Raw genomic sequence first — 20,448 nt, 5'->3', positions numbered from 1 at the left:
TTCCATTAAGGCTTCTGCGAATGCTCGCTGCGTCACTGATTTTCCTGCTGACCATCACCCTGGTGATCTGGCAGCCCAAAGGCCTCGGCGTCGGCTGGAGTGCAACCCTCGGCGCTGTACTGGCCTTGATTTTCGGTGTAGTCCACTTGAGCGACATTCCGCTGGTCTGGCAAATCATCTGGAACGCCACCGGCACCTTCGTGGCGCTGATCATCATCAGCCTGCTACTCGATGAAGCCGGGTTTTTCGCCTGGGCCGCGCTGCATGTGGCGCGCTGGGGACGGGGCAGCGGGCGCAAGCTGTTCGCTTTTATGGTGCTGCTCGGCGCGCTGGTTTCGGCGTTGTTCGCCAACGACGGCGCGGCGCTGATCCTCACGCCGATCGTGATTTCGATGTTGCTGGCGCTGCGCTTCTCGCCGGCGGCGACGCTGGCCTTCGTCATGGGCGCGGGGTTTATCGCCGACACCGCGAGCCTGCCGCTGGTGGTCTCGAACCTGGTCAACATCGTCTCGGCGGATTTCTTTCACATCAGCTTCAACCGCTACGCGGCGGTGATGGTGCCGGTCAACTTCGTCAGCGTGGCGGCGACGCTGGGCATGTTGCTGTGGTTTTTCCGCCGTGACATCCCGGCCGCGTACGACCCGGCGCAGCTCGAAGACCCGACGACCGCTATCCACGATAAAGCCACGTTCTACGCGGGCTGGGCGGTATTGGCGATTCTGCTGATTGGCTGTTTTGCCCTGGAGCCGCTGGGGATTCCGATCAGCGCGATTTCGGCGGTGTGCGCCGCGCTGTTGCTCGGCATTGCTGCGCGCGGGCACAGGATTTCCACGCGCAAGGTGATGAAAGAAGCGCCGTGGCAGATCGTGATTTTCTCGCTAGGCATGTATCTGGTGGTGTACGGCCTGCGCAATGCCGGGCTGACCAGCTATCTGGCCGGTTGGCTCGACGCGTTCGCCGGCCATGGGGTGTGGGGCGCGGCGCTCGGTACGGGGGTGCTGACGGCACTGCTGTCGTCGATCATGAATAACCTGCCGACGGTGTTGATCGGCTTGCTATCGATCGATGCCAGCCAGGCCAGCGGGGTGATCAAGGAAGCGATGATCTACGCCAACGTGATCGGCAGCGACCTGGGGCCGAAAATCACCCCGATCGGCAGCCTGGCGACGCTGTTGTGGCTGCACGTGCTGGAGCGCAAGGGCATTCACATTGGCTGGGGTTATTACTTCCGGGTCGGGATCGTGTTGACGGTGCCGGTGTTGCTGGTGACGTTGGCGGCTTTGGCGGTGCGACTTTCGCTTTAGACCGAGGTGCGCCGATCGCGAGCAGGCTCACTCCTACAATTTGGAATGCGTTCCCCTGTAGGAGTGAGCCTGCTCGCGATGGCGGTAGCTCAGGCTCCACAAATCTCAAGCTTGCCCCGGCACATTCGGCCAAAGGTCCGACACCAGAAACAACCGCTCCGCCTCTTCCCATTCGCCCTGGGCGTTTTCACTCAGGCGCACCATCAACTGCGCCGGCGCCAGTGGCGGCAGTTCCAACAGCCACAGGCGCAACGCCTCGTCAGTCCAGACCTGATCCGCCGGGTAATGCGCCGGTGCCAGCCAGGCGTGGCGGGGCAGGGGTTGCCAGCGGCCCGGTGGGCGTTGCGCGACGAACGCCGGCCAATCCTTCTGATGCAGCCAGGTGCCACGCAAATGCTGCGGATGCGCGCCATGCGGCGATGCAGCCTCACCGGGCCACGGATACAGCAGATAGCCGCCCAGCCATAGATGCGCGTCGAAGGTTTCGATATCCAGTGCCGCCAGCACTTCGCGGCTTTCCGCGCGCGCCGAGATCGGTAATTGGTGCTCGGCCAGGTGCGCCAGTTTGCGGTCCAGCCGATCATGGCAGCCGGGGCCCAGCCACTGTGCCGAATCGCCGCCGTCGCCATTCTGCGGGCCGAGGTAAAGTTTGATCGCCAGCTCAAGGTGATGCACGCCATCGCGGTCGCGCAACAGCATGTCCAGCTCGCCAAGGGTGTGGCCTTCGCGGCGGATCGGCAGGTTGGCGGCGATCAAGTCGATGCCCGGCGCATGCTCCACCGCGAACTGCCACAGCCGCTCGTAATACAGGCCCAGACGCCGGGTGCGGGCCTGCGACAGCCACTGCAGCAAGCCGTAACTGTCACGGTCGAGCTGGCGCAGCCAGTTTTCGAGACGCTGCGGGTCCCGCACCCAGTCGCTGCCCGCCAGTGGGTGACGCTGCGGCCATGGCGTGACGGCGAGCATCGGCGGGGCGAGGATCACCCACGCCAGATCCCGCACTTCGGGATGGCGCAACTGATGAGGCAACTGGAGCAAATCGGGAAACAGGATCATCTTGCGAGCATAGCCTGAATCATGAGCGCCCTTGAGGCTGAAAGGATTTTGTCTATCGCGGGCTTTCGCCCATAATCGGGTTTTCGCGTTTTCGATTGTCCGCAGAGGTCCCATGGAGCAATTTCGTAATATCGGCATCATCGGTCGCCTGGGCAGTTCCCAGGTGCTGGATACCGTCCGCCGACTGAAACGCTTTCTGCTCGATCGGCACCTGCATGTGATCCTCGAAGACACCATCGCCGAAGTCCTGCCGGGTCACGGCCTGCAAACGTCGTCGCGCAAGATGCTAGGCGAAGTCTGTGACATGGTCATCGTCGTCGGCGGCGACGGCAGCCTGCTCGGCGCCGCGCGGGCGCTGGCCAAGCACAATATTCCAGTGCTGGGCATCAACCGTGGCAGCCTCGGTTTCCTCACCGATATTCGCCCCGACGAGCTGGAAATCAAGGTCGCCGAAGTCCTCGATGGCCATTATCTGGTGGAAAACCGCTTCCTGTTGCAAGCCGAAGTCCGCCGCCACGCCGAGGCCATCGGCCAGGGCGATGCGCTCAACGACGTGGTGCTGCACCCGGGCAAATCGACGCGGATGATCGAGTTCGAGCTGTACATCGACGGCCAGTTCGTCTGCAGCCAGAAGGCCGACGGCCTGATCGTCGCCACGCCGACCGGCTCCACCGCTTACGCCTTGTCCGCCGGCGGGCCGATCATGCATCCCAAACTCGACGCTATTGTGATTGTGCCGATGTACCCCCATACCTTGTCGGGACGGCCGATCGTGGTCGATGGCAACAGTGAGCTGAAAATCGTCGTGTCCAAAGATATGCAGATCTACCCGCAAGTCTCCTGCGACGGCCAGAACCATTTCACCTGCGCGCCGGGCGACACCATCACTGTCAGCAAGAAAGCGCAGAAACTGCGGCTGATCCACCCCCTCGATCACAACTACTACGAAGTCTGCCGCACCAAGCTTGGCTGGGGCAGCAAGCTGGGCGGTGGAGGCGACTGATGCTCGATCCCGCGCGCAGTTACGACCTGATCGGTGACGTGCACGGATGCGCCTTGACCCTCGAACACTTGCTTGACCGTCTCGGTTATCACAAGCAGGGCGGGGTCTGGCGGCATCCGTCGCGCATGGCGGTGTTCGTCGGCGACATCATCGACCGTGGCCCGCGGATTCGCGAAGCGCTGCACATCGTGCATGACATGGTCGAGGCCGGTCAGGCCTTGTGCATCATGGGCAACCACGAATTCAACGCCCTCGGCTGGAGCACCCCGGCGCCACCGGGCAGCGGCAAGCAGTTCGTGCGCGAACATACCAAGCGTCATGCGCGGTTGCTGCATGAGACGCTGACGCAATTCGAAGACCATCCGGGCGACTGGCATGATTTTCAGCAATGGTTCTACGAGCTGCCATTGTTCGTCGATGCCGGCCGCTTCCGCGTTGTGCACGCCTGTTGGGATGCCGGCCTGATCGAGCCGTTGCGCGGCCTGTTCCCCGATGGCTGCATCGATGAGCACTTTTTGCAGGCCTCGGCGGTGCCCGGCAGTTTCGCCTGCACGGTGTTCGACCGCTTGCTGCGCGGCACCGACATGCGCCTGCCGGGCGGCCAGACCATGACCAGCGGCGACGGTCTGGTGCGGTCGTTCTTCCGCACCAAATTCTGGGAAGACGACCCGAAAACCTACGGTGACATCGTCTTCCAGCCTGACGCCTTGCCCGAGCCGGTGGCGCAGACACCGCTGAGTTCCACGGAAAAAAATTCCCTGCTGCGCTACGGCGTCGATGAGCCCTTGCTGTTCGTCGGGCATTACTGGCGCAGCGGCAAACCGGCGCCGATCCGCCCGAACCTCGCGTGCCTGGATTACAGCGCGGTGCTCTACGGCAAACTGGTTGCCTATCGTCTGGATCAGGAAACACGCCTCGATCCGCAAAAATTCGTCTGGGTCGATGTCGAGCGGCCGGAGGTGCTGCAATGAGTGCGGTAGCGGTATTGCGCCTGCCGTTGGCGGTGGACCTGAGCGGTTTCGTCAAACTGCTGCAACGCATGCAGGTGCCGCATCGGGTCAGCGAAGAGGCGGGCGAGCAGGTGCTGTGGGCACCGGCAGAAATCAGCGACGACGTGCGCTCGCTATACGAACGCTTCCCGGCCGGCGACCCTGACCAACAACTGGATATTCCAGTGGGCCAGACCTTCAAGCGCCCGAGCTTCGCCGAACAATTGAAACACGCCAAGGCCACCGGGTTGATCCTGCTGTTGAGCCTGATCGTTGGCGGTCTGACGTTTCTCGGCGAAAACCTCGAAACGCTGCGCTGGCTTACCTTTCTCGATTTTCGGGTGATCGGCGAGTACATCCATTTCACGCCGTTGGCCGATAGCCTGGCGGCAGGGCAGTGGTGGCGGCTGATCACGCCGATGCTGATCCACTTCGGCATCCTGCATCTGGCCATGAACGGCATGTGGTACTGGGAGCTGGGCCGGCGCATCGAATCGCGTCAGGGCAGCATCAACCTGATCGGCCTGACGCTGCTGTTCAGTCTGGTGTCCAACTACGCGCAGTTTGTCTGGAGCGGCCCGACCCTGTTCGGCGGCCTGTCCGGCGTGCTTTACGGCTTGCTCGGGCACTGCTGGATTTTCCAGTTGCTGGCGCCCAATCCAGCCTATCGTCTGCCGCGTGGTGTGCTGGCGATGATGCTGATCTGGCTGGTGGTGTGCATGTCCGGGCTGATTTCGTTGATCGGCTTCGGCCAGATCGCCAACGCCGCGCACCTGAGCGGGTTACTCATCGGATGCTTTACCGGTTTGTTGGGTGGTTTGTATAACCGCCGTAAACTGGCCGTCTGAATTTTTAGCGAATTGAAGAGCACGGAGACCCCTGATGTCCTCTTTTAACGACATGATCAGCAACATCACCCCGGACATCTACGAAAGCCTGAAACTGGCCGTGGAAATCGGCAAATGGTCCGACGGCAACAAGCTCACCGCCGAACAGCGCGAGCTGTCGTTGCAGGCGATGATCGCCTGGGAAATCCAGAACCTGCCTGAAGACCAGCGCACCGGTTATATGGGCCCGCAGGAATGTGCATCGAAATCGATCGAAGTGCCGAACATCCTGTTCAAGTCGGATGCCATCCATTGATCGAGATTGGCCGCGGTGCAATCAGCAAAATGTCGGCGCGCCTGGACGGGCCGAACGTGCAATACGCGTTTCGTCTGGATGACGTCGAGGTGCCGGTCAACCCGTTGATCGGCACCACGGTGCGTCTGCAATACCTGGGGGCAATCCACTGCACCCATTGCGGGCGCAAGACCAAAACCAGTTTCAGTCAGGGCTATTGCTACCCGTGCATGACCAGACTGGCGCAATGCGACCTGTGCATCATGAGTCCGGAGCGCTGCCACTTTGACGCGGGCACCTGCCGCGATCCGGCCTGGGGCGAGCAGTTCTGCATGACCGATCATGTGGTGTACCTGGCCAATTCGTCAGGCATCAAGGTTGGCATCACCCGTGCAACGCAACTGCCGACCCGCTGGCTCGATCAGGGCGCCAGTCAGGCGCTGCCGATCATGCGCGTCGCCACACGGCAGCAGTCGGGGTTCGTCGAAGATCTGTTCCGCAGCCAGGTGGCCGATAAGACCAATTGGCGCGCGCTGCTCAAGGGCGACGCGGAGGCGGTGGATCTGGCGCAGGTGCGTGATCAGTTGTTCGAAAGTTGCGCTGAGGGCCTGCAAGGCTTGCAGCAGCGATTCGGCCTACAGGCGATTCAGACGATTGCCGATGTCGAACCACTGGAAATCCGCTATCCCGTCGAGCAATACCCGGCGAAAATCGTCAGCTTCAACCTGGACAAGAACCCGATTGCCGAAGGCACGCTGCTGGGGATCAAGGGGCAATACCTGATTTTCGACACCGGCGTGATCAACATTCGTAAATACACGGCTTACCAGCTCGCCGTGCATCAATAAGGATTCCAGCATGCGCACCGAACAACCGAAGATGATTTACCTCAAGGACTATCAGGCGCCCGAATACCTGATCGACGAAACACACCTGACCTTCGAGTTGTTCGAGGACCATAGTCTGGTCCACGCGCAACTGGTGATGCGCCGCAACCCCGAGCGTGGCCCGGGCCTGCCGCCGCTGGTGCTGGACGGCCAGCAGCTGGAATTGCTCTCGGTAACGTTGGCCGACAAGGAGCTGAGCGCCGCGGACTATCAAATTTCCGACAGCCACCTGACCCTGCAACCGGGCAGCGACAGCTTCACTCTCGACACAAGCGTCCGAATTCATCCGGAAACCAACACCGCGCTGGAAGGCCTGTACAAGTCCGGCACGATGTTCTGCACCCAGTGCGAGGCCGAGGGCTTTCGCAAGATCACCTATTACCTCGACCGCCCGGACGTGATGAGCAAGTTCACCACCACCGTGGTCGCCGAACAGCACAGCTACCCGGTGCTGCTCTCCAACGGCAACCCGATCGCTTCGGGCCCGGGTGAAGACGGCCGCCACTGGGCGACCTGGGAAGACCCGTTCAAGAAACCGGCCTACCTGTTCGCGCTGGTCGCCGGTGACTTGTGGTGCGTCGAAGACACGTTCACCACCATGAGCCAGCGCAACGTCGCGCTGCGCATCTATGTCGAGCCGGAAAACATCGACAAGTGCCAGCACGCGATGAACAGCCTGAAGAAGTCGATGCGCTGGGACGAAGAGGTCTACGGTCGCGAGTACGATCTGGACATCTTCATGATCGTCGCGGTCAACGATTTCAACATGGGCGCGATGGAGAACAAGGGCCTCAACATCTTCAACTCCAGTGCCGTGCTGGCCCGCGCCGAAACCGCCACTGACGCTGCGCACCAGCGGGTCGAGGCAATCGTCGCCCACGAATATTTCCACAACTGGTCGGGCAACCGCGTGACCTGCCGCGACTGGTTCCAGCTGTCGCTCAAGGAAGGCTTCACGGTGTTCCGTGACGCCGGTTTCTCCTCGGACATGAACTCGGCCACGGTCAAGCGCATTCAGGACGTCGCTTACCTGCGCACCCACCAGTTCGCCGAAGATGCCGGCCCGATGGCCCACGCCGTGCGCCCGGACAGCTTCATCGAGATTTCCAACTTCTACACCCTGACCGTGTACGAAAAGGGTTCGGAAGTGGTCGGCATGCTCCACACCCTGCTGGGCGCCGCAGGCTTCCGCAAGGGCAGCGATCTGTACTTCGAGCGTCACGACGGGCAAGCCGTGACCTGCGATGACTTCGTCAAGGCCATGGAAGACGCCAATGGCGTCGACCTGACACAGTTCAAGCGCTGGTATAGCCAGGCCGGCACACCGCGTCTGGCGGTCAGCGAGTCGTACGATGCCGCAGCAAAAACCTACAGCCTGACGTTCCGCCAGAGCTGCCCGGAAACTCCGGACAAGGTGGAAAAACTGCCGTTCGTGATTCCGGTCGAACTCGGTCTGCTCGATAGCCAGGGCAACGAACTGGCGCTGCGTCTGGCCGGTGAAGCGTCGGCACAGGGCACCACGCGGGTAATCTCGGTGACCGAGGCCGAGCAGACCTTCACCTTCGTCGATATCAATGAGCAACCGCTGCCATCGCTGCTGCGCGGCTTCTCGGCGCCGGTGAAGCTGAGCTTCCCGTACAACCGCGATCAGCTGATGTTCCTCATGCAGCACGACAGCGACGGCTTCAACCGCTGGGATGCCGGCCAGCAACTGGCGGTGCAGGTGTTGCAGGAGCTGATCGGCCAGCAGCAGAAGGGCGAGGCCATGGTGCTGGACCCGCGCCTGACTTCGGCGCTGCGCACGGTGCTGTCCGACGAGTCGCTGGATCAGGCGATGGTTGCCGAGATGCTCTCGCTGCCGGGCGAGGCCTACCTCACCGAAATCAGCGAAGTGGCCGATGTCGAGGCGATCCACAACGCCCGCGAGTTCGCCCGCAAGCAACTCGCCGAAGGTTTGTTCGAAGCGCTGTGGCTGCGTTACCAGGCCAACCGCGACCTGTCGAAGCAAACGCCGTACGTGGCCGAAGCCGAGCACTTCGCCCGTCGCGCCTTGCAGAACATCGCGCTGTCGTACCTGATGCTCAGTGGCAAGCCGGAAGTACTGGCGGCGGCGCTGGAGCAATTTGAAAATGCCGACAACATGACCGAGCGCCTGACCGCGCTGGCCGTGCTGGTCAACTCGCCGTTCGAAGAGCAGAAAGCCCTGGCGCTGGCCAGTTTCGCCGAGCACTTCAAGGACAATCCGCTGGTCATGGATCAGTGGTTCAGCGTGCAGGCCGGCAGCACCTTGCCGGGCGGGCTGGCGCGGGTGAAGGCGTTGATGCAGCACCCGGCCTTCAACATCAAGAACCCGAACAAGGTCCGCGCGCTGATCGGTGCGTTTGCCGGGCAGAACCTGATCAACTTCCACGCGGCGGACGGTAGCGGTTATCGGTTCCTCGCCGATCTGGTGATCGAACTGAACGGCTTCAACCCGCAAATCGCCTCGCGCCAACTGGCACCGCTGACCCGCTGGCGCAAATACGATGCACCGCGTCAGGCCTTGATGAAGGCCGAACTGGAGCGGATTCTCGCGTCCGGGGCGTTGTCGAGTGATGTGTATGAGGTGGTGAGCAAGAGTCTGGCTTGAGGGCATCCTCGAGTCGGGTTTTGCGCACTTGAAAAAAAGGCCACCTCAGCCCGACGCTGAGGTGACCCGAGGGTGACATTTTGGTTGACTGATGAACCTGTGGGAGCGGGCTTGCCCGCGATGGCTTCGGCACATTCAACATTGGTGTGTCTGAAATTCAGCTATCGCGGGCAAGCCCGCTCCCACAGGGATTGGCAGTGTCTGAGAGAACTCAGTGCGAGCCGGCAGCCTTGTTCAGGTCGCTTTCAGTCCACTCGGTGTAGACGCAGGCGTCGGTGGTAGCCCAGCGCACATGCACCGGGTCGCCGGCCTTGAGCGGCATGCCGGCGGCTGACAAGGCTTTCACGGTCATCGAGGTTCCGCCTGCGGTGACCACGCTGCAGGTCTGGCTTTCGCCGAGAAACAGCACTTCCACCACGGTCGCTGACACTTCGTTCCAGCCCGATGGCAGCGGTTCGCTGTTCGCCTGCTGCACGCTCAACGCCAAGGCCTTTTCCGGCCGCACCATCAGCAACACATCCTGATCAGTCTGCAACCCGGCCGTCAGCCGGATCGACAACGGCTGCCCCTCGAAACTCGCCGCCGCATTGCCTTGGGCCTTGAGCTTGAGAAAGTTCGAGTTGCCGAGGAACGACGCGACAAAGGCATTCGGTGGATTCTGATAAAGGTCATAACCGCTGCCCAGGCCAACAATCTTGCCGTGGCTGAAAATCGCGATGCGCTGCGACAAGCGCATGGCTTCTTCCTGATCGTGGGTCACGTAGACGATGGTGATGCCCAGGCGCCGGTGCAGTTGGCGCAGTTCGTCCTGCAAGTCCTCGCGCAGCTTTTTGTCCAGCGCACCGAGCGGTTCGTCCATCAGCAGAATGCGTGGTTCGTAAACCAGCGCGCGGGCGATGGCCACACGTTGTTGCTGGCCGCCGGACAGTTGCGAAGGGCGGCGATGGGCGAACTGTTCCAGTTGCACCAGTTTCAGCATGGCGTCGACACGCTTGTCGCGCTCCGCCGCCGCCAGTTTGCGAATCGCCAGAGGGAAGGCGATGTTGTCGCGCACCGACAGATGCGGGAACAGTGAATAACGCTGGAAGACCATGCCGATGTCGCGCTTGTGCGGCGGCACGTTGACCAGTGACTGGCCGTTGACGAGTATCTCGCCGCTGCTCGGTGTTTCGAACCCGGCGAGCATCGACAGCGTCGTACTCTTGCCCGAGCCGCTGGAGCCGAGGAAGGTCAGGAATTCACCGTCCTTGATGTCCAGCGAGATGTTGTCGACGGCGGCAAAGTCACCGTAATGCTTGTTCAGGTTGCGCAGGCTGACCAGGGGTTTGTCGTTCTGCTGGGAGGCGTCTTTGATCACGGCACTCATGTCGTACTCCTCGGCGCTCAGGCGCTGATTTCGTTGCGCCGGCGCAGGGCGGCGGCGATCACCATGACCAGGACCGACAGGCCGATCAGCAGCGTCGAAGCGACGGCGATCACCGGGGTGAGGTCCTGGCGCAGGGTGGTCCACATTTTCACGGGAAGGGTTTGCAGGGTCGGGCTGGCCATCATCACGCTGAGCACCACTTCGTCCCACGAAACCAGAAAGGCGAAGAGGGCGCCGGCGACCATGCCCGGACGAATCGCCGGGAACGTCACCTTGAACACCGCTTGCAGGCGTGAGGCGCCGCAGATCACCGCCGCGTCTTCAATCGACTGATCGAACAGCTTCAGCGAGTTGATGATCGAGATAATGGTGAACGGCAGCGCGACGATCACATGGCTGACGACGAACGCGAACATCGTCCCGGTGTAACCGAGCTTGAGAAACAGTGCGTACACCGCCACGGCAATGATCACCAGCGGCACGATCATTGGCAGGGTGAACAGGCCGTACAACATTTCCCGGCCAGGAAAGCGCCCGCGCACCAGCGCAAACGCGGTCGGCAAGCCGAGGGCCACGGCGCAGATCGTGGTCAGCACGGCCACCTTGAGGCTGGCCGCAGCGGCGCTCATCCAATCCGGGTTGGAGAAGAACTGGCCGTACCATTTCAGCGTCCAGCCCGGCGGCGGAAACACCAGCCACTGCGAGGAACCGAACGACAGCAGCACGATGAACACGATCGGCAACAGCAGGAACAGACCGATCAGCCCGGTGGTGGCATACAAGCCGAAACGCATGCGCCGGCTCATGGCATTGGGAGTCAGGAGCATCTGGCTTACCTCGCGTTGCTGGCGCCAACCGGGGATTCCGGTTGAAGCTTCAGGTAGAAGTAGAACAGCACCAGCGTGATCGCGATCAGCAACGCGGCACCGGCACTGGCCAGGCCCCAGTTGAGGAATGATTGCACCTGCTGAATGATGAATTCCGGCAGCATCATGTTCTGCGCGCCGCCGAGCAGCGCCGGGGTCACGTAGTAACCGAGCGACATCACGAACACCATCAAGCCCCCGGAGGCCAGACCCGGCCGGCACAGCGGCAGGAACACCCGGAAGAAGTTGGTCCACGGGCTCGCGCCGCAGATCGAGCCGGCCTGCAGGATCATCGGGTCGATGGCCTGCATGGTCGCCTGCAACGGCAGCACGATGAACGGAATCATGATGTAGCTCATGCCGATCACTACGCCGGTGAGGTTGTGCACCATCTCCAGCGGCTGATCAATGATGCCCAGGGCCATCAGCGCCTTGTTGATCACGCCCGAGGCTTGCAGCAACACCAGCCACGAATAGGTGCGGGCGAGCAGGCTGGTCCACATCGACAACAGCACGATGTTCAGAATCCAGCGGCCCCAGCCGCGCGGCACCAGGGTGATCGCCCAGGCCAGCGGAAAGCCCAGCACCAGGCTGAACAGCGTCACCAGCCCGGCCACCGAGAAGGTGTTGAGCAGCACCCGGGCATACGCCGAGTTGGCGAACAGTTGTTCATAGTTACCAAGGCCCGGCGTCGATTCGAGCACGCCACGCAACAGCAGACCAATCAACGGTGCCAGAAAGAACAGGCCGAGGAACAACAGCGCCGGGGCGAGGTTGCCGGCGCCGCGCCAGCGTTGCTTGAGGGACGAACCGGCAGCGCCGGCGGCGCTCCCGGTGACAGTGGACGGAACGGGCGCGGTGGCCGCGATTTTCATTTGACCAGCCATTCGTTCCACCGTGTCGCGATGGCCGGACCGTTCTTGGCCCAGTACGCGAAATCAAGAGTGATCTGATCCTTGGCGTAGGCAGTCGGCAGGTTGGGGGCCAGCGTCGAATCCAGACGCTCCACACTGTCGAGGTTGACCGGCGCGTAGGCGGTCAGGTTGGAGAAGTCGGCCTGGCCTTTGGCGCTGCTGGCGTTGGCGAGAAACTTCATCGCCTCGTTCTTGTTTTTCGCACCTTTGGGAATGACCAGAATGTCGGCCATGACCAGGTTCTGCTTCCAGCTCACGCCGACCGGCGCGCCGTCTTCCTGCAGGGCGTGGACGCGACCGTTCCAGAACTGGCCCATGCTCGCTTCACCGGAGGCCAGCAGTTGCTGCGACTGCGCGCCGCCGCCCCACCAGACGATGTCTTTCTTGATGGTGTCGAGTTTCTTGAACGCGCGGTCCAGGTCGAGCGGGTAGAGCTTGTCGGCGGCGACGCCATCGGCCAGCAGCGCCAGTTCCAGCACGCCGGGGCTTGGCCATTTGTACAGGGCGCGTTTGCCGGGCCAGGTCTTGGTGTCGAACAGGGCGCTCCAGTCCTGCGGCTTGTTGGTGCCGAGCTTGCCCTCGTTGTAGCCGAGGACAAAGGAGAAGAAGAACGAGCCGACGCCGTGATCGTTGACGAAGCGCGGGTCGATCTTGTCGCGCTGGATCACTTTGAAATCGAGGGGTTCGAGCAGGCCTTCAGCCGCGGCGCGCAGGGCAAAATCGGCTTCGACATCGACCACATCCCACTGCACGTTGCCGCTTTCGACCATGGCTTTGAGTTTGCCGTAGTCGGTCGGCCCGTCCTGGACGACGGTGATGCCGCTGGCCTTGCTGAACGGATCGGCCCAGGCCTGTTTCTGCGCATCCTGGGTGCTACCGCCCCAGCTGACGAAGTTGACGCTTTCGGCAGCCATTGCAGCCTGGCCGGTGACGCTGAGCAGTCCCGCAAGAAGAATTGCGGTTGCAGCTTTGTTCAACACCATTTTTACGCCCTCATTGTTGTGTTTATTGAGCGGGCTTGCGTTGTTGCCCGCCTGACGGGAGCAGTAGATGGACGTTCGTAGGCGTGTCCGGTCTATGGAATATCATATTATGGTATTCCAAACTTTGTGCAAGCACTTTGCCTTACCGGTTATCTGGCGAAGCCGTTTTTTGTGCCTCAGGAAATCAATATTTGAAATACAAAACCCTGTAGGAGTGAGCCTGCTCGCGATAGCGGTGTGTCAGCCAACATCTTCGTCAACTGATACACCGCTATCGCGAGCAGGCTCACTCCTACAATTGAATCTGTGCTTGGCGCGGGTTATTCAGTGAACGGGATGCTCTCGACCACCTCAAGGTCATACCCGGTCAGCCCCGCATACTTAAGCGGCGGCCCAAGATGCCGCAGCTTGCCAACCCCAAGGTTTTGCAAAATCTGCGCCCCGGTCCCGACCTCCGAATAGATCCGCGACTGCGAGCGGCTGAACTGTCGCGGTGGCTGGGTCAGTTGCGGCACCCGCTCAAGCAAGGCCTGCGACGATTCATGATTGGCCAGCACCACGACCACCCCGTGACCTTCGGCAGCGACCCGTTGCAGCGCCGCCCACAGCGTCCAGTTCTTCGGCCCGCTGTACTCGGCACCGACCAGATCGCGCAGTGGATCGATCACATGCACGCGCACCAGCGTCGGCTCGTCACGGCGCAGATCGCCCATGACCATCGCCATGTGCACGCCGCCTTCGATGCGGTCTTCAAAGGTGATCAAGCGGAAGGTGCCGTGTACCGTCGGCAGCTCACGTTCACCGATGCGTTCGATGGTGTGCTCGGTGCTCAGGCGATAGTGGATCAGGTCGGCGATGGTGCCGATCTTGATCCCGTGCTTGCGTGCGAACAGTTCCAGATCCGGACGCCGGGCCATGGTGCCGTCGTCGTTCATCACCTCGACGATCACCGAGGCCGGGGTGAAACCGGCCAGCCGCGCCAGGTCGCAGCCGGCTTCAGTGTGGCCGGCGCGGGTCAGCACGCCACCTTCCTTGGCGCGCAGCGGGAAGATATGGCCGGGCTGCACCAGATCCTCGGCACGGGCATTTGGCGCCACGGCGGCGGCGACGGTGCAGGCGCGATCGGCTGCGGAAATCCCGGTAGTTACGCCGACGGCTGCTTCAATCGATACGGTGAACGCGGTGCTGAATACGCTGCCGTTGCTCGGGACCATTTGTTCCAGGCCCAAACGCTGGCAATGTTCATCGGTCAGGGTCAGGCAGATCAGCCCGCGCGCTTCGCGGGCCATGAAGCTGAACGCCTCGGGCGTGCAGCGGTCGGCGGCCAGCAACAGGTCGCCTTCGTTCTCGCGGTCTTCGTCATCGACCAGCAAAACCATTTTGCCGAGGCGATAATCGTCGATGATTTCTTCGATGCTGTTGAAGGCCATGCTGGACTCTCAGGGTTCGTTGGAAATATATTGGTATACCATAATACAAAATCAACAAAGAGGTCACTATGAAGGCGTACTGGATTGCTCATGTGGATATAGCCGATGCCGAACACTACAGCCAATACACCCAGCGCACACCGCAGGCGATTGCCGCGTACGGTGGCGTATTTCTCGCCAGAGGCGGACGCAGCGAGGCGATGGAAGGGCGCGAAACGCCGCAACGCACGGTGATCATCGAGTTCGAAAGCTATGAGCAAGCCGTGGCGTGCTATCGCTCGGCGGCGTATCAGGAAGCGAGAAGCTATCGCGAGGACTGGGCGAGGGCGGAGATCATCATCGTTGAGGCCTTTGCCCCGCTCTAGGCAGCACCACCACCCTCTGTAGGAGTGAGCCTGCTCGGGATAGCGGTCTGTCAGTTGATCAAGATGTCGACTGATACTCCGCTATCGCGAGCAGGCTCACTCCTACAAAAAAGCGAAGCGTTGTCAGCGCATGAAGTGAATTTTGCCGCTGTCGTCATTGCCCATGTAAATCCCGTAGACCCCCGCCTGGCGCTCTTCGATATAGCGCTCGAGAATTTGCCGGATCGCCGGGTAGTAGATCTGTTCCCACGGGATGTCTTCAGGGGCAAAGAACTTGTAGTCCAGCGTCTCCGGCCCGTATTGCCCGGTAATTTCCAGGGCGATGGCGCGGAAGATGATGTACACCTCGCTGATCTTCGGCACGCTGAAAATCGAATACGGCGAGACGATCTCGGCGCGCACGCCGCTTTCTTCCCAGACTTCGCGCAACGCCGCCTGCTCGGTGGTTTCGCCGCTTTCCATGAAACCGGCCGGCAGCGTCCAGGTACCCGGGCGCGGCGGGATCGCCCGTTGGCACAAGAGGTATTTGCCGTCCTGCTCGATGATGCAGCCGGCGATGATCTTCGGATTGACGTAGTGGATGTAGCCACAGCCGCGGCACATCAGGCGCTCGTGCGTATCGCCCGCCGGTACCTGCTGACCGAGGTCAGGGCCACCGCATTTCGGGCAATAGCTCGGGCTGAACATATCAGTGACCTATACGCGGTTCTTTCAGCGCGATCGGCAGGGTGATCGCCGGCGTCGCGCCAGTCTCTTCCTGCTTGCGCTTGAGGTAGTCGAGGGCCACGGCAGCCGCCGCGCGAACGTGGTCGACACAGGCCTGATGCGCCGCCAGCGGATCGCCGCTCTTGATCGCGGCGACCATTTTTTCCATCTCATGGTTACTCGCGCCGCGACGGTTTTCCTGCGACACCGACGTCGCACGCAAGTAGCTGATGCGCGCCTGCAACTGGCGCAACTGGGTGGCGGCGACATGGTTGCCCGAACCTTCGAGCAGCACGTCGTAGAAACCCTGCACCGAGTCGATCACCTGTTGCAGCTCGCCGTCCTTCAACGCCTTGCGGTTGTCGTCGAGGGCTTTTTCCAGGGCTTTGATGTCCTTGGCCTTGGCGCGCAGGGTGAACAGCTGAACGATCAGGCCTTCGAGCACGCAACGCAGTTCGTAGATATCGACGGCATCGGCGAGGGTGATGATCGCCACGCGCGGGCCTTTGGCGTCGGCGAACTCGACCAGACCTTCGGATTCAAGATGACGCAAGGCTTCGCGCACCGAGGTACGGCTGACGCCGAGGCGATCACACAGGTCGCGTTCGACCAGACGATCGCCCGGCATGAGCTGGAAATTCATGATCGCGCTACGCAGTTTGTCCAGCACGATTTCGCGCAGGGTAACGGGGTTGCGATTGACCTTGAAGCTGTCGTCGAGGGGCTGGCGTTTCATGGGGTCCGCTCTTGAGCTTGGCTGTCCATGCCAGACGGGCATCTAAACAGCCGAGGGGTTAACTGGAGGCCTCGGCGTCGGCTTCGGCAAAGGCTTCACGGGCCAGCCGGAAACTGTCCACGGCCGCCGGAACGCCGCAATAAATGCCGACCTGAAGCAGAATTTCGCGTATTTGCTCACGACTCAGGCCGTTACGCAAGGCGCCACGCACATGCAGCTTGAGTTCGTGCGGGCGGTTGAGCGCCGAGATCATCGCCAGGTTGATCATGCTGCGCTCCTTGAGCGACAACCCCTCACGCCCCCAGACATGGCCCCAGCAGTACTCGGTGACCATTTCCTGCAGCGGCCGGGTGAAGTCATCGGCGTTGTCGATCGAACGCTGCACATAGGCTTCGCCCAATACCTGGGTGCGGATCTGCAGGCCTTTTTCGTACTTTTCGTTACTCATATTCTTTGCCTCACCTCAATCCCTGTGGGAGCTGGCTTGCCAGCGATGACGGCGTCACAGTCGAAATCAATATTGACTGACCTGACACCATCGCTGGCAAGCCAGCTCCCACAGGGTTTTGCATTGTTAGCTCAAACCAGGGTCGGCAACGCGCCCAGCTTGCCCTTGTGGTAAATCATCGGCGTGACCGGTTGCTCGGGCAGGATCAGGTGCTTCACTGCGCCAACAATGATCGCGTGGTCGCCGCCATCGTATTCCCGCCACAACTCGCACTCGATGATCGCCGTGGCCTTGGCGAGGATCGGGTTGCCCAGATCGCTCAGGTGCCACTCGATGTCTTTGGCCTTGTCCTTGCCCTTGCCGGCGAACGCATAGGCTTCGGCGGTCTGCTCGGCAGAGAGCAAGTGAATGGCGAACTTCTTGCTGTCGCGCAGCACCGGGTAGGTGTCGGAAGCGTAGTTGGGGCAGAACAGCACCAGTGCCGGGTCGATCGACAGCGCGCTGAAGGCGCTGGCGGTGATGCCGACGATGCCGCCGTCCGGGTCCAGCGTCGTGACCACCGTGACGCCGGACGGGAACGAGCTCATGACGTCTTTGTAAATGCCGGGTTCGATCATTTCGCAGGACTCCTAGCGCATCACAAACGGATCAGGCATTGGCGCCTGAGAGAGGTTGATCCACACCGTTTTCAGTTCGGTGTAGGCCAGCACCGAATCGATGCCGCTTTCGCGTCCATAGCCACTGTTCTTGAAGCCGCCGATCGGCGCCATCGCCGACACCGCGCGGTAAGTGTTGACCCAGATGATCCCCGAGCGCACATCGCGCGCCAGCCGATGGGCGCGGCCCAGGTCGCGGGTCCAGATGCCGGCGGCAAGGCCGAACTGCGAGTCGTTGGCGATCGCCAGCGCTTCGGCTTCATCCTTGAAACGGATCACCGAAGCCACCGGACCGAAGACTTCTTCCTGCATGATCTTCATCGAGTTGCGGTCGCACTCGAACAGCGTCGGCTCGTAGAACCAGCCTTCGCCGACATCGGTCGGACGCTTGCCGCCGGTGCGCAGGCGCGCGCCTTCAGCAATGGCATCGGCAACCAGACCTTCGACCACTGCCAATTGCTGCGCGGTGGCCATCGGGCCCATCTCGCTGTGATCTTCCTGCGGATTGCCGATGCGGATGCGCTGGGCGCGTTCGACCAGGCGGTTGACGAACTCGTCGTAGATTTCGTCCTGCACCAGCAAGCGCGAACCGGATACGCAACTTTGCCCGGACGCGGCGTAGATGCCGGCAATCGCGCCGTTGATCGCACTGTCCAGATCGGCGTCGGCGAAGATGATGTTCGGCGACTTGCCGCCCAGTTCCAGCGACAGCCTGGCGAAGTTCTCGGCGCTGCTGCGCACCACATGCCGTGCCGTCGCCGCGCCGCCGGTGAAGGCGATCTTGCGGATCAGCGGATGGCGGGTGAGGGCGGCGCCGGTGCTCGGGCCGTAACCGGTGACGACGTTGACCACACCCGGCGGAATCCCGGCTTCGAGGGCCAGCCGCGCCAGCTCCAGGATCGTTGCCGAAGCGTGCTCGGACGGCTTGATCACAATGGTGTTGCCGGCAGCGAGGGCCGGGGCCAGTTTGATTGCGGTCAGGTAGAGCGGGCTGTTCCACGGAATGATCGCCGCGACTACGCCCATGGCTTCGTGCACGGTGTAGGCAAACAGGTCGGGCTTGTCCAGCGGCAGCGTGCCGCCTTCAAGCTTGTCGGCCAGGCCTGCGGTGTAGTGGAAGAACTCCGGCAGATAGCCAACCTGACCACGGGTTTCGCGGATCAGCTTGCCGTTGTCGCGGCTTTCCAGCTGCGCCAGTTGCTCCTTGTTTTCGGCGATCAGGTCACCGAGACGGCGCAACAGCTTGCCCCGTGCGGTGGCGGTCAGGCCACGCCAGGCCGGGCTGTCGAACGCGGTTTGCGCGGCTTGCACGGCGCGTTCGACATCGGCTTCATCGGCATCGGGCAGTTGGGCCCAGGCTTGCGCCGACGCCGGGTTGAGGCTTTCGAAAGTCTTGCCGGAGAGGGCGTCGACCCATTCTCCGCCGATGCACATCTGGAAGCGTGCGAGTGTCATGCAACGATCCCCTTTATATGGTTTTGTCGGGAGTGTGCGAATTGGAGAAACTGCAGCAATGTCTGGTTGACCAGGCGCGGCGACTCTACCGGCATCATATGCCGTTGCTCGGGGAGCACGGCAACCTTCGCACCGGGGATGCGCCGGGCCAGTTGCTCGGCCATTTCCGGGGTCGAACCCGGATCAAGTTCGCCAGTGGCGATCAAGGTCGGTGCGGTGATCGTGCCGAGGTCGTCGGCGCGGTACATGTCCTGGGTGGCGAACAGTTCGTAGGTGGTCAGGTAACCCTGCGGGTCGTTGTTGGCCAGAGTCTGGCGCAGCGCGGCGATCTGCGCCGGGTTGGCCGCCTGATATTCACGGCTGAACCAGCGTGACAGCGCCGCTTCGGCGTTGGCGTCCGGACCGTGTTCAGCGGCCTGCGCGGTACGCGCGATGACGCCGGCACGCTGCTCTTCGCTGCGGTTGAACACGCTGTTGAGCACCACCAGGCTTTGCAGGCGCTGCGGATAGTGCAGGGCAAACGCCCGCGCGACCAGGCCACCCATGGAGAAGCCGATCACCGCGGCCTGCGGCAGGTTCAGGTGATCGAGCAACTCGAGCAACTGATCGGCGTAACCGAGCAGGTCGGTGCCGCTGGCCGGTCGCGGACTGGCGCCGTGGCCGAGCATGTCGTAGGCGATCACCTGATAGTCGCTGGACAGGCCAACGATCTGGCCGCCCCACATTTCTTTGTTCAGGCCCACGCCGTGGATCAAAACCACGGGCTGGCCTTGGCCGGTCGCCAGGTAACTGGTGCCAGCCGGGGTGAGTTCAGCGGTGAGCCGAATCATGGAGCGCTCCTGCAATGCCTTTTTATTGTGATTACTGGGCTTTTTCGGCGGCCAGTTCTTCCAGATCGATGTAGCGGTTGCCGATGCGCGGGTGCAGGCGACCACCGTCGGCACAACCCAGCACCACGACGATTTCGTCAGCACGCGGGGCGTCTTCGATCTGCATTTCCAGGGTGATGTAGTGCGAACGCTGACCTTCGTCGTCCTTGTGCATCATCGGGATCTGGATCGAAGTGCCCGGGCCACCGCGCTTGTTGGTGAAGCTCAGGTAGCTTTTGGCGTTGACCGCTTCGCGATAGTGGTTGCCGAAGCGCAGGGTGTGGATCACGGCGGAGGCGTGTTCGATCTCGCCGTCAGCGCCGACTACCGCGGCTTTGCCGTAAGCCTCGATCTTTTCCGCGCCGCCAATGATGCCGACCAGACGCTCGACCATCAGCGCGCCGAGATCGGAGCAGTTGGCGCGGATCTGCGGCTTGAGGTCTTCAACGAAACCGTTGCCCACCCAAGGGTTCTTCATCACCACGGCGAGGCCAACCATGGTTACAGGCTTGTCGGTGGCTTTGCCGCCTTCGATAAAGGTTTCTTCGACATAGCTGACGATCTTGCGGATTTCGAAACTCATGAGCTGCTCCGTAGGGGGATTGAGAGTGTCTGTGCGTCTGATGGTATACCATAATACCAATCGTGCAAGTCCCCTCGAACAC

Annotated in this window: 21 protein-coding genes; 8 read left to right on the top strand and 13 right to left on the bottom strand. The window is 61.8% G+C overall.

The features are described 5' to 3' along the window. The first annotated feature begins 20 nt into the window (after positions 1-20). Positions 21-1,304, top strand: a complete 1,284-nt coding sequence (locus BLU24_RS17700; protein WP_093102246.1) for an arsenic transporter — start codon at positions 21-23, stop codon at positions 1,302-1,304. A gap of 105 nt (positions 1,305-1,409) precedes the next feature. On the opposite strand, the gene BLU24_RS17695 is transcribed toward BLU24_RS17700, so the two are convergent. Beyond that, a complete protein-coding gene (locus tag BLU24_RS17695) occupies positions 1,410-2,360 on the bottom strand; it encodes a DUF1853 family protein (protein ID WP_093102244.1) in 951 nt (316 codons plus the stop codon). Between the two features lie 112 nt (positions 2,361-2,472). On the opposite strand from BLU24_RS17695, the gene BLU24_RS17690 reads away from it, so the two are divergent. From BLU24_RS17690 to pepN, 6 genes are read left to right on the top strand one after another with little or no spacing between them, the layout of a single operon-like run. Next, positions 2,473-3,363 carry an NAD(+) kinase gene (locus BLU24_RS17690; protein ID WP_011333623.1) on the top strand — a complete coding sequence of 297 codons (891 nt, stop codon included), beginning with the start codon at positions 2,473-2,475 and terminating at the stop codon, positions 3,361-3,363. Continuing rightward, positions 3,360-4,334, top strand: a complete 975-nt coding sequence (locus tag BLU24_RS17685) for a metallophosphoesterase (protein ID WP_418951609.1) — start codon at positions 3,360-3,362, stop codon at positions 4,332-4,334. Before BLU24_RS17690 ends, BLU24_RS17685 begins: the two co-directional genes overlap by 4 nt. After that, on the top strand, positions 4,331-5,200 hold the full coding sequence (locus BLU24_RS17680) for a rhomboid family intramembrane serine protease (RefSeq protein ID WP_093102240.1): 870 nt from the start codon (positions 4,331-4,333) through the stop codon (positions 5,198-5,200). Before BLU24_RS17685 ends, BLU24_RS17680 begins: the two co-directional genes overlap by 4 nt. Positions 5,201-5,234: 34 nt before the next feature. After that, positions 5,235-5,495 (top strand): YeaC family protein, encoded by a 261-nt coding sequence (locus BLU24_RS17675; protein ID WP_042609561.1) that lies wholly within the window; start codon positions 5,235-5,237, stop codon positions 5,493-5,495. Beyond that, complete coding sequence (locus BLU24_RS17670; protein ID WP_093102238.1) at positions 5,492-6,322, top strand: DUF2797 domain-containing protein; 831 nt, start codon at positions 5,492-5,494, stop codon at positions 6,320-6,322. The genes BLU24_RS17675 and BLU24_RS17670 overlap by 4 nt, the downstream gene beginning before the upstream one ends. Positions 6,323-6,332: 10 nt before the next feature. Beyond that, positions 6,333-8,990, top strand: coding sequence for an aminopeptidase N (gene pepN / locus BLU24_RS17665; RefSeq protein WP_093102236.1), 2,658 nt, complete (start codon positions 6,333-6,335; stop codon positions 8,988-8,990). A gap of 211 nt (positions 8,991-9,201) precedes the next feature. Here pepN and BLU24_RS17660 read toward each other — a convergent pair whose 3' ends face one another. The 5 genes from BLU24_RS17660 to ribBA all read right to left on the bottom strand — a co-directional run bounded on the left by BLU24_RS17660 (position 9,202) and on the right by ribBA (position 14,549). Beyond that, complete coding sequence (locus BLU24_RS17660) at positions 9,202-10,356, bottom strand: ABC transporter ATP-binding protein (RefSeq protein ID WP_093102233.1); 1,155 nt, start codon at positions 10,354-10,356, stop codon at positions 9,202-9,204. 17 nt (positions 10,357-10,373) lie between these two features. Then, complete coding sequence (locus tag BLU24_RS17655) at positions 10,374-11,183, bottom strand: ABC transporter permease (protein ID WP_008088090.1); 810 nt, start codon at positions 11,181-11,183, stop codon at positions 10,374-10,376. A gap of 5 nt (positions 11,184-11,188) precedes the next feature. Further along, positions 11,189-12,097, bottom strand: a complete 909-nt coding sequence (locus BLU24_RS17650; RefSeq protein ID WP_093102230.1) for an ABC transporter permease — start codon at positions 12,095-12,097, stop codon at positions 11,189-11,191. Next, positions 12,094-13,119, bottom strand: coding sequence for an ABC transporter substrate-binding protein (locus BLU24_RS17645; protein WP_093102227.1), 1,026 nt, complete (start codon positions 13,117-13,119; stop codon positions 12,094-12,096). The genes BLU24_RS17650 and BLU24_RS17645 overlap by 4 nt, the downstream gene beginning before the upstream one ends. Positions 13,120-13,439: 320 nt before the next feature. Next, complete coding sequence (gene ribBA, locus BLU24_RS17640; RefSeq protein WP_093102222.1) at positions 13,440-14,549, bottom strand: bifunctional 3,4-dihydroxy-2-butanone-4-phosphate synthase/GTP cyclohydrolase II; 1,110 nt, start codon at positions 14,547-14,549, stop codon at positions 13,440-13,442. 68 nt (positions 14,550-14,617) lie between these two features. Between ribBA and BLU24_RS17635 the strand changes: the two genes are divergently transcribed. Further along, positions 14,618-14,914: a DUF1330 domain-containing protein gene (locus BLU24_RS17635; protein WP_093102219.1), complete on the top strand. Its 297-nt coding sequence runs from the start codon at positions 14,618-14,620 to the stop codon at positions 14,912-14,914. Between the two features lie 123 nt (positions 14,915-15,037). Here the strand turns inward: BLU24_RS17635 and BLU24_RS17630 are convergent, their stop codons facing one another. From BLU24_RS17630 to BLU24_RS17600, 7 genes are all read right to left on the bottom strand, one after another. Next, positions 15,038-15,601: an NUDIX hydrolase gene (locus BLU24_RS17630; protein WP_093102216.1), complete on the bottom strand. Its 564-nt coding sequence runs from the start codon at positions 15,599-15,601 to the stop codon at positions 15,038-15,040. Between the two features lies 1 nt (position 15,602). Next, a complete protein-coding gene (locus BLU24_RS17625) occupies positions 15,603-16,355 on the bottom strand; it encodes a GntR family transcriptional regulator (RefSeq protein WP_090282928.1) in 753 nt (250 codons plus the stop codon). 58 nt (positions 16,356-16,413) lie between these two features. Continuing rightward, positions 16,414-16,803: a carboxymuconolactone decarboxylase family protein gene (locus BLU24_RS17620; protein ID WP_039763896.1), complete on the bottom strand. Its 390-nt coding sequence runs from the start codon at positions 16,801-16,803 to the stop codon at positions 16,414-16,416. Between the two features lie 131 nt (positions 16,804-16,934). Then, positions 16,935-17,420, bottom strand: a complete 486-nt coding sequence (locus tag BLU24_RS17615) for a flavin reductase family protein (protein ID WP_093102213.1) — start codon at positions 17,418-17,420, stop codon at positions 16,935-16,937. Between the two features lie 12 nt (positions 17,421-17,432). Next, the gene (locus BLU24_RS17610; protein ID WP_093102210.1) at positions 17,433-18,914 is read right to left on the bottom strand and encodes an aldehyde dehydrogenase; all 1,482 of its coding nucleotides are present in this window, start codon (positions 18,912-18,914) and stop codon (positions 17,433-17,435) included. After that, positions 18,911-19,744, bottom strand: a complete 834-nt coding sequence (locus tag BLU24_RS17605) for an alpha/beta fold hydrolase (protein ID WP_093102207.1) — start codon at positions 19,742-19,744, stop codon at positions 18,911-18,913. Before BLU24_RS17605 ends, BLU24_RS17610 begins: the two co-directional genes overlap by 4 nt. Before the next feature lie 31 nt (positions 19,745-19,775). Further along, positions 19,776-20,366, bottom strand: a complete 591-nt coding sequence (locus BLU24_RS17600; protein WP_007917992.1) for an amino acid synthesis family protein — start codon at positions 20,364-20,366, stop codon at positions 19,776-19,778. Between the last annotated feature and the right edge of the window lie 82 nt (positions 20,367-20,448).

The organism is Pseudomonas sp. Z003-0.4C(8344-21) (assembly GCF_900104975.1).
GTDB classification, from domain to species: Bacteria; Pseudomonadota; Gammaproteobacteria; order Pseudomonadales; family Pseudomonadaceae; genus Aquipseudomonas; species Aquipseudomonas granadensis.
The sequence above is the reverse complement of the archived record's forward strand: the minus strand, read 5'-3'. Positions and strand labels throughout refer to the sequence as shown.

Bases quoted from the DNA above. Each gene is read 5' to 3' on its own strand.
- BLU24_RS17700 (WP_093102246.1), top strand. From the start codon at position 21: ATGCTCGCTGCGTCACTGATTTTCCTGCTGACCATCACCCTGGTGATC.
- BLU24_RS17695 (WP_093102244.1), bottom strand. From the start codon at position 2,360: ATGATCCTGTTTCCCGATTTGCTCCAGTTGCCTCATCAGTTGCGCCAT.
- BLU24_RS17690 (WP_011333623.1), top strand. From the start codon at position 2,473: ATGGAGCAATTTCGTAATATCGGCATCATCGGTCGCCTGGGCAGTTCC.
- BLU24_RS17680 (WP_093102240.1), top strand. From the start codon at position 4,331: ATGAGTGCGGTAGCGGTATTGCGCCTGCCGTTGGCGGTGGACCTGAGC.
- BLU24_RS17675 (WP_042609561.1), top strand. From the start codon at position 5,235: ATGTCCTCTTTTAACGACATGATCAGCAACATCACCCCGGACATCTAC.
- pepN (WP_093102236.1), top strand. From the start codon at position 6,333: ATGCGCACCGAACAACCGAAGATGATTTACCTCAAGGACTATCAGGCG.
- BLU24_RS17660 (WP_093102233.1), bottom strand. From the start codon at position 10,356: ATGAGTGCCGTGATCAAAGACGCCTCCCAGCAGAACGACAAACCCCTG.
- BLU24_RS17655 (WP_008088090.1), bottom strand. From the start codon at position 11,183: ATGCTCCTGACTCCCAATGCCATGAGCCGGCGCATGCGTTTCGGCTTG.
- BLU24_RS17650 (WP_093102230.1), bottom strand. From the start codon at position 12,097: ATGAAAATCGCGGCCACCGCGCCCGTTCCGTCCACTGTCACCGGGAGC.
- BLU24_RS17645 (WP_093102227.1), bottom strand. From the start codon at position 13,119: ATGGTGTTGAACAAAGCTGCAACCGCAATTCTTCTTGCGGGACTGCTC.
- ribBA (WP_093102222.1), bottom strand. From the start codon at position 14,549: ATGGCCTTCAACAGCATCGAAGAAATCATCGACGATTATCGCCTCGGC.
- BLU24_RS17635 (WP_093102219.1), top strand. From the start codon at position 14,618: ATGAAGGCGTACTGGATTGCTCATGTGGATATAGCCGATGCCGAACAC.
- BLU24_RS17630 (WP_093102216.1), bottom strand. From the start codon at position 15,601: ATGTTCAGCCCGAGCTATTGCCCGAAATGCGGTGGCCCTGACCTCGGT.
- BLU24_RS17625 (WP_090282928.1), bottom strand. From the start codon at position 16,355: ATGAAACGCCAGCCCCTCGACGACAGCTTCAAGGTCAATCGCAACCCC.
- BLU24_RS17620 (WP_039763896.1), bottom strand. From the start codon at position 16,803: ATGAGTAACGAAAAGTACGAAAAAGGCCTGCAGATCCGCACCCAGGTA.
- BLU24_RS17615 (WP_093102213.1), bottom strand. From the start codon at position 17,420: ATGATCGAACCCGGCATTTACAAAGACGTCATGAGCTCGTTCCCGTCC.
- BLU24_RS17610 (WP_093102210.1), bottom strand. From the start codon at position 18,914: ATGACACTCGCACGCTTCCAGATGTGCATCGGCGGAGAATGGGTCGAC.
- BLU24_RS17605 (WP_093102207.1), bottom strand. From the start codon at position 19,744: ATGATTCGGCTCACCGCTGAACTCACCCCGGCTGGCACCAGTTACCTG.
- BLU24_RS17600 (WP_007917992.1), bottom strand. From the start codon at position 20,366: ATGAGTTTCGAAATCCGCAAGATCGTCAGCTATGTCGAAGAAACCTTT.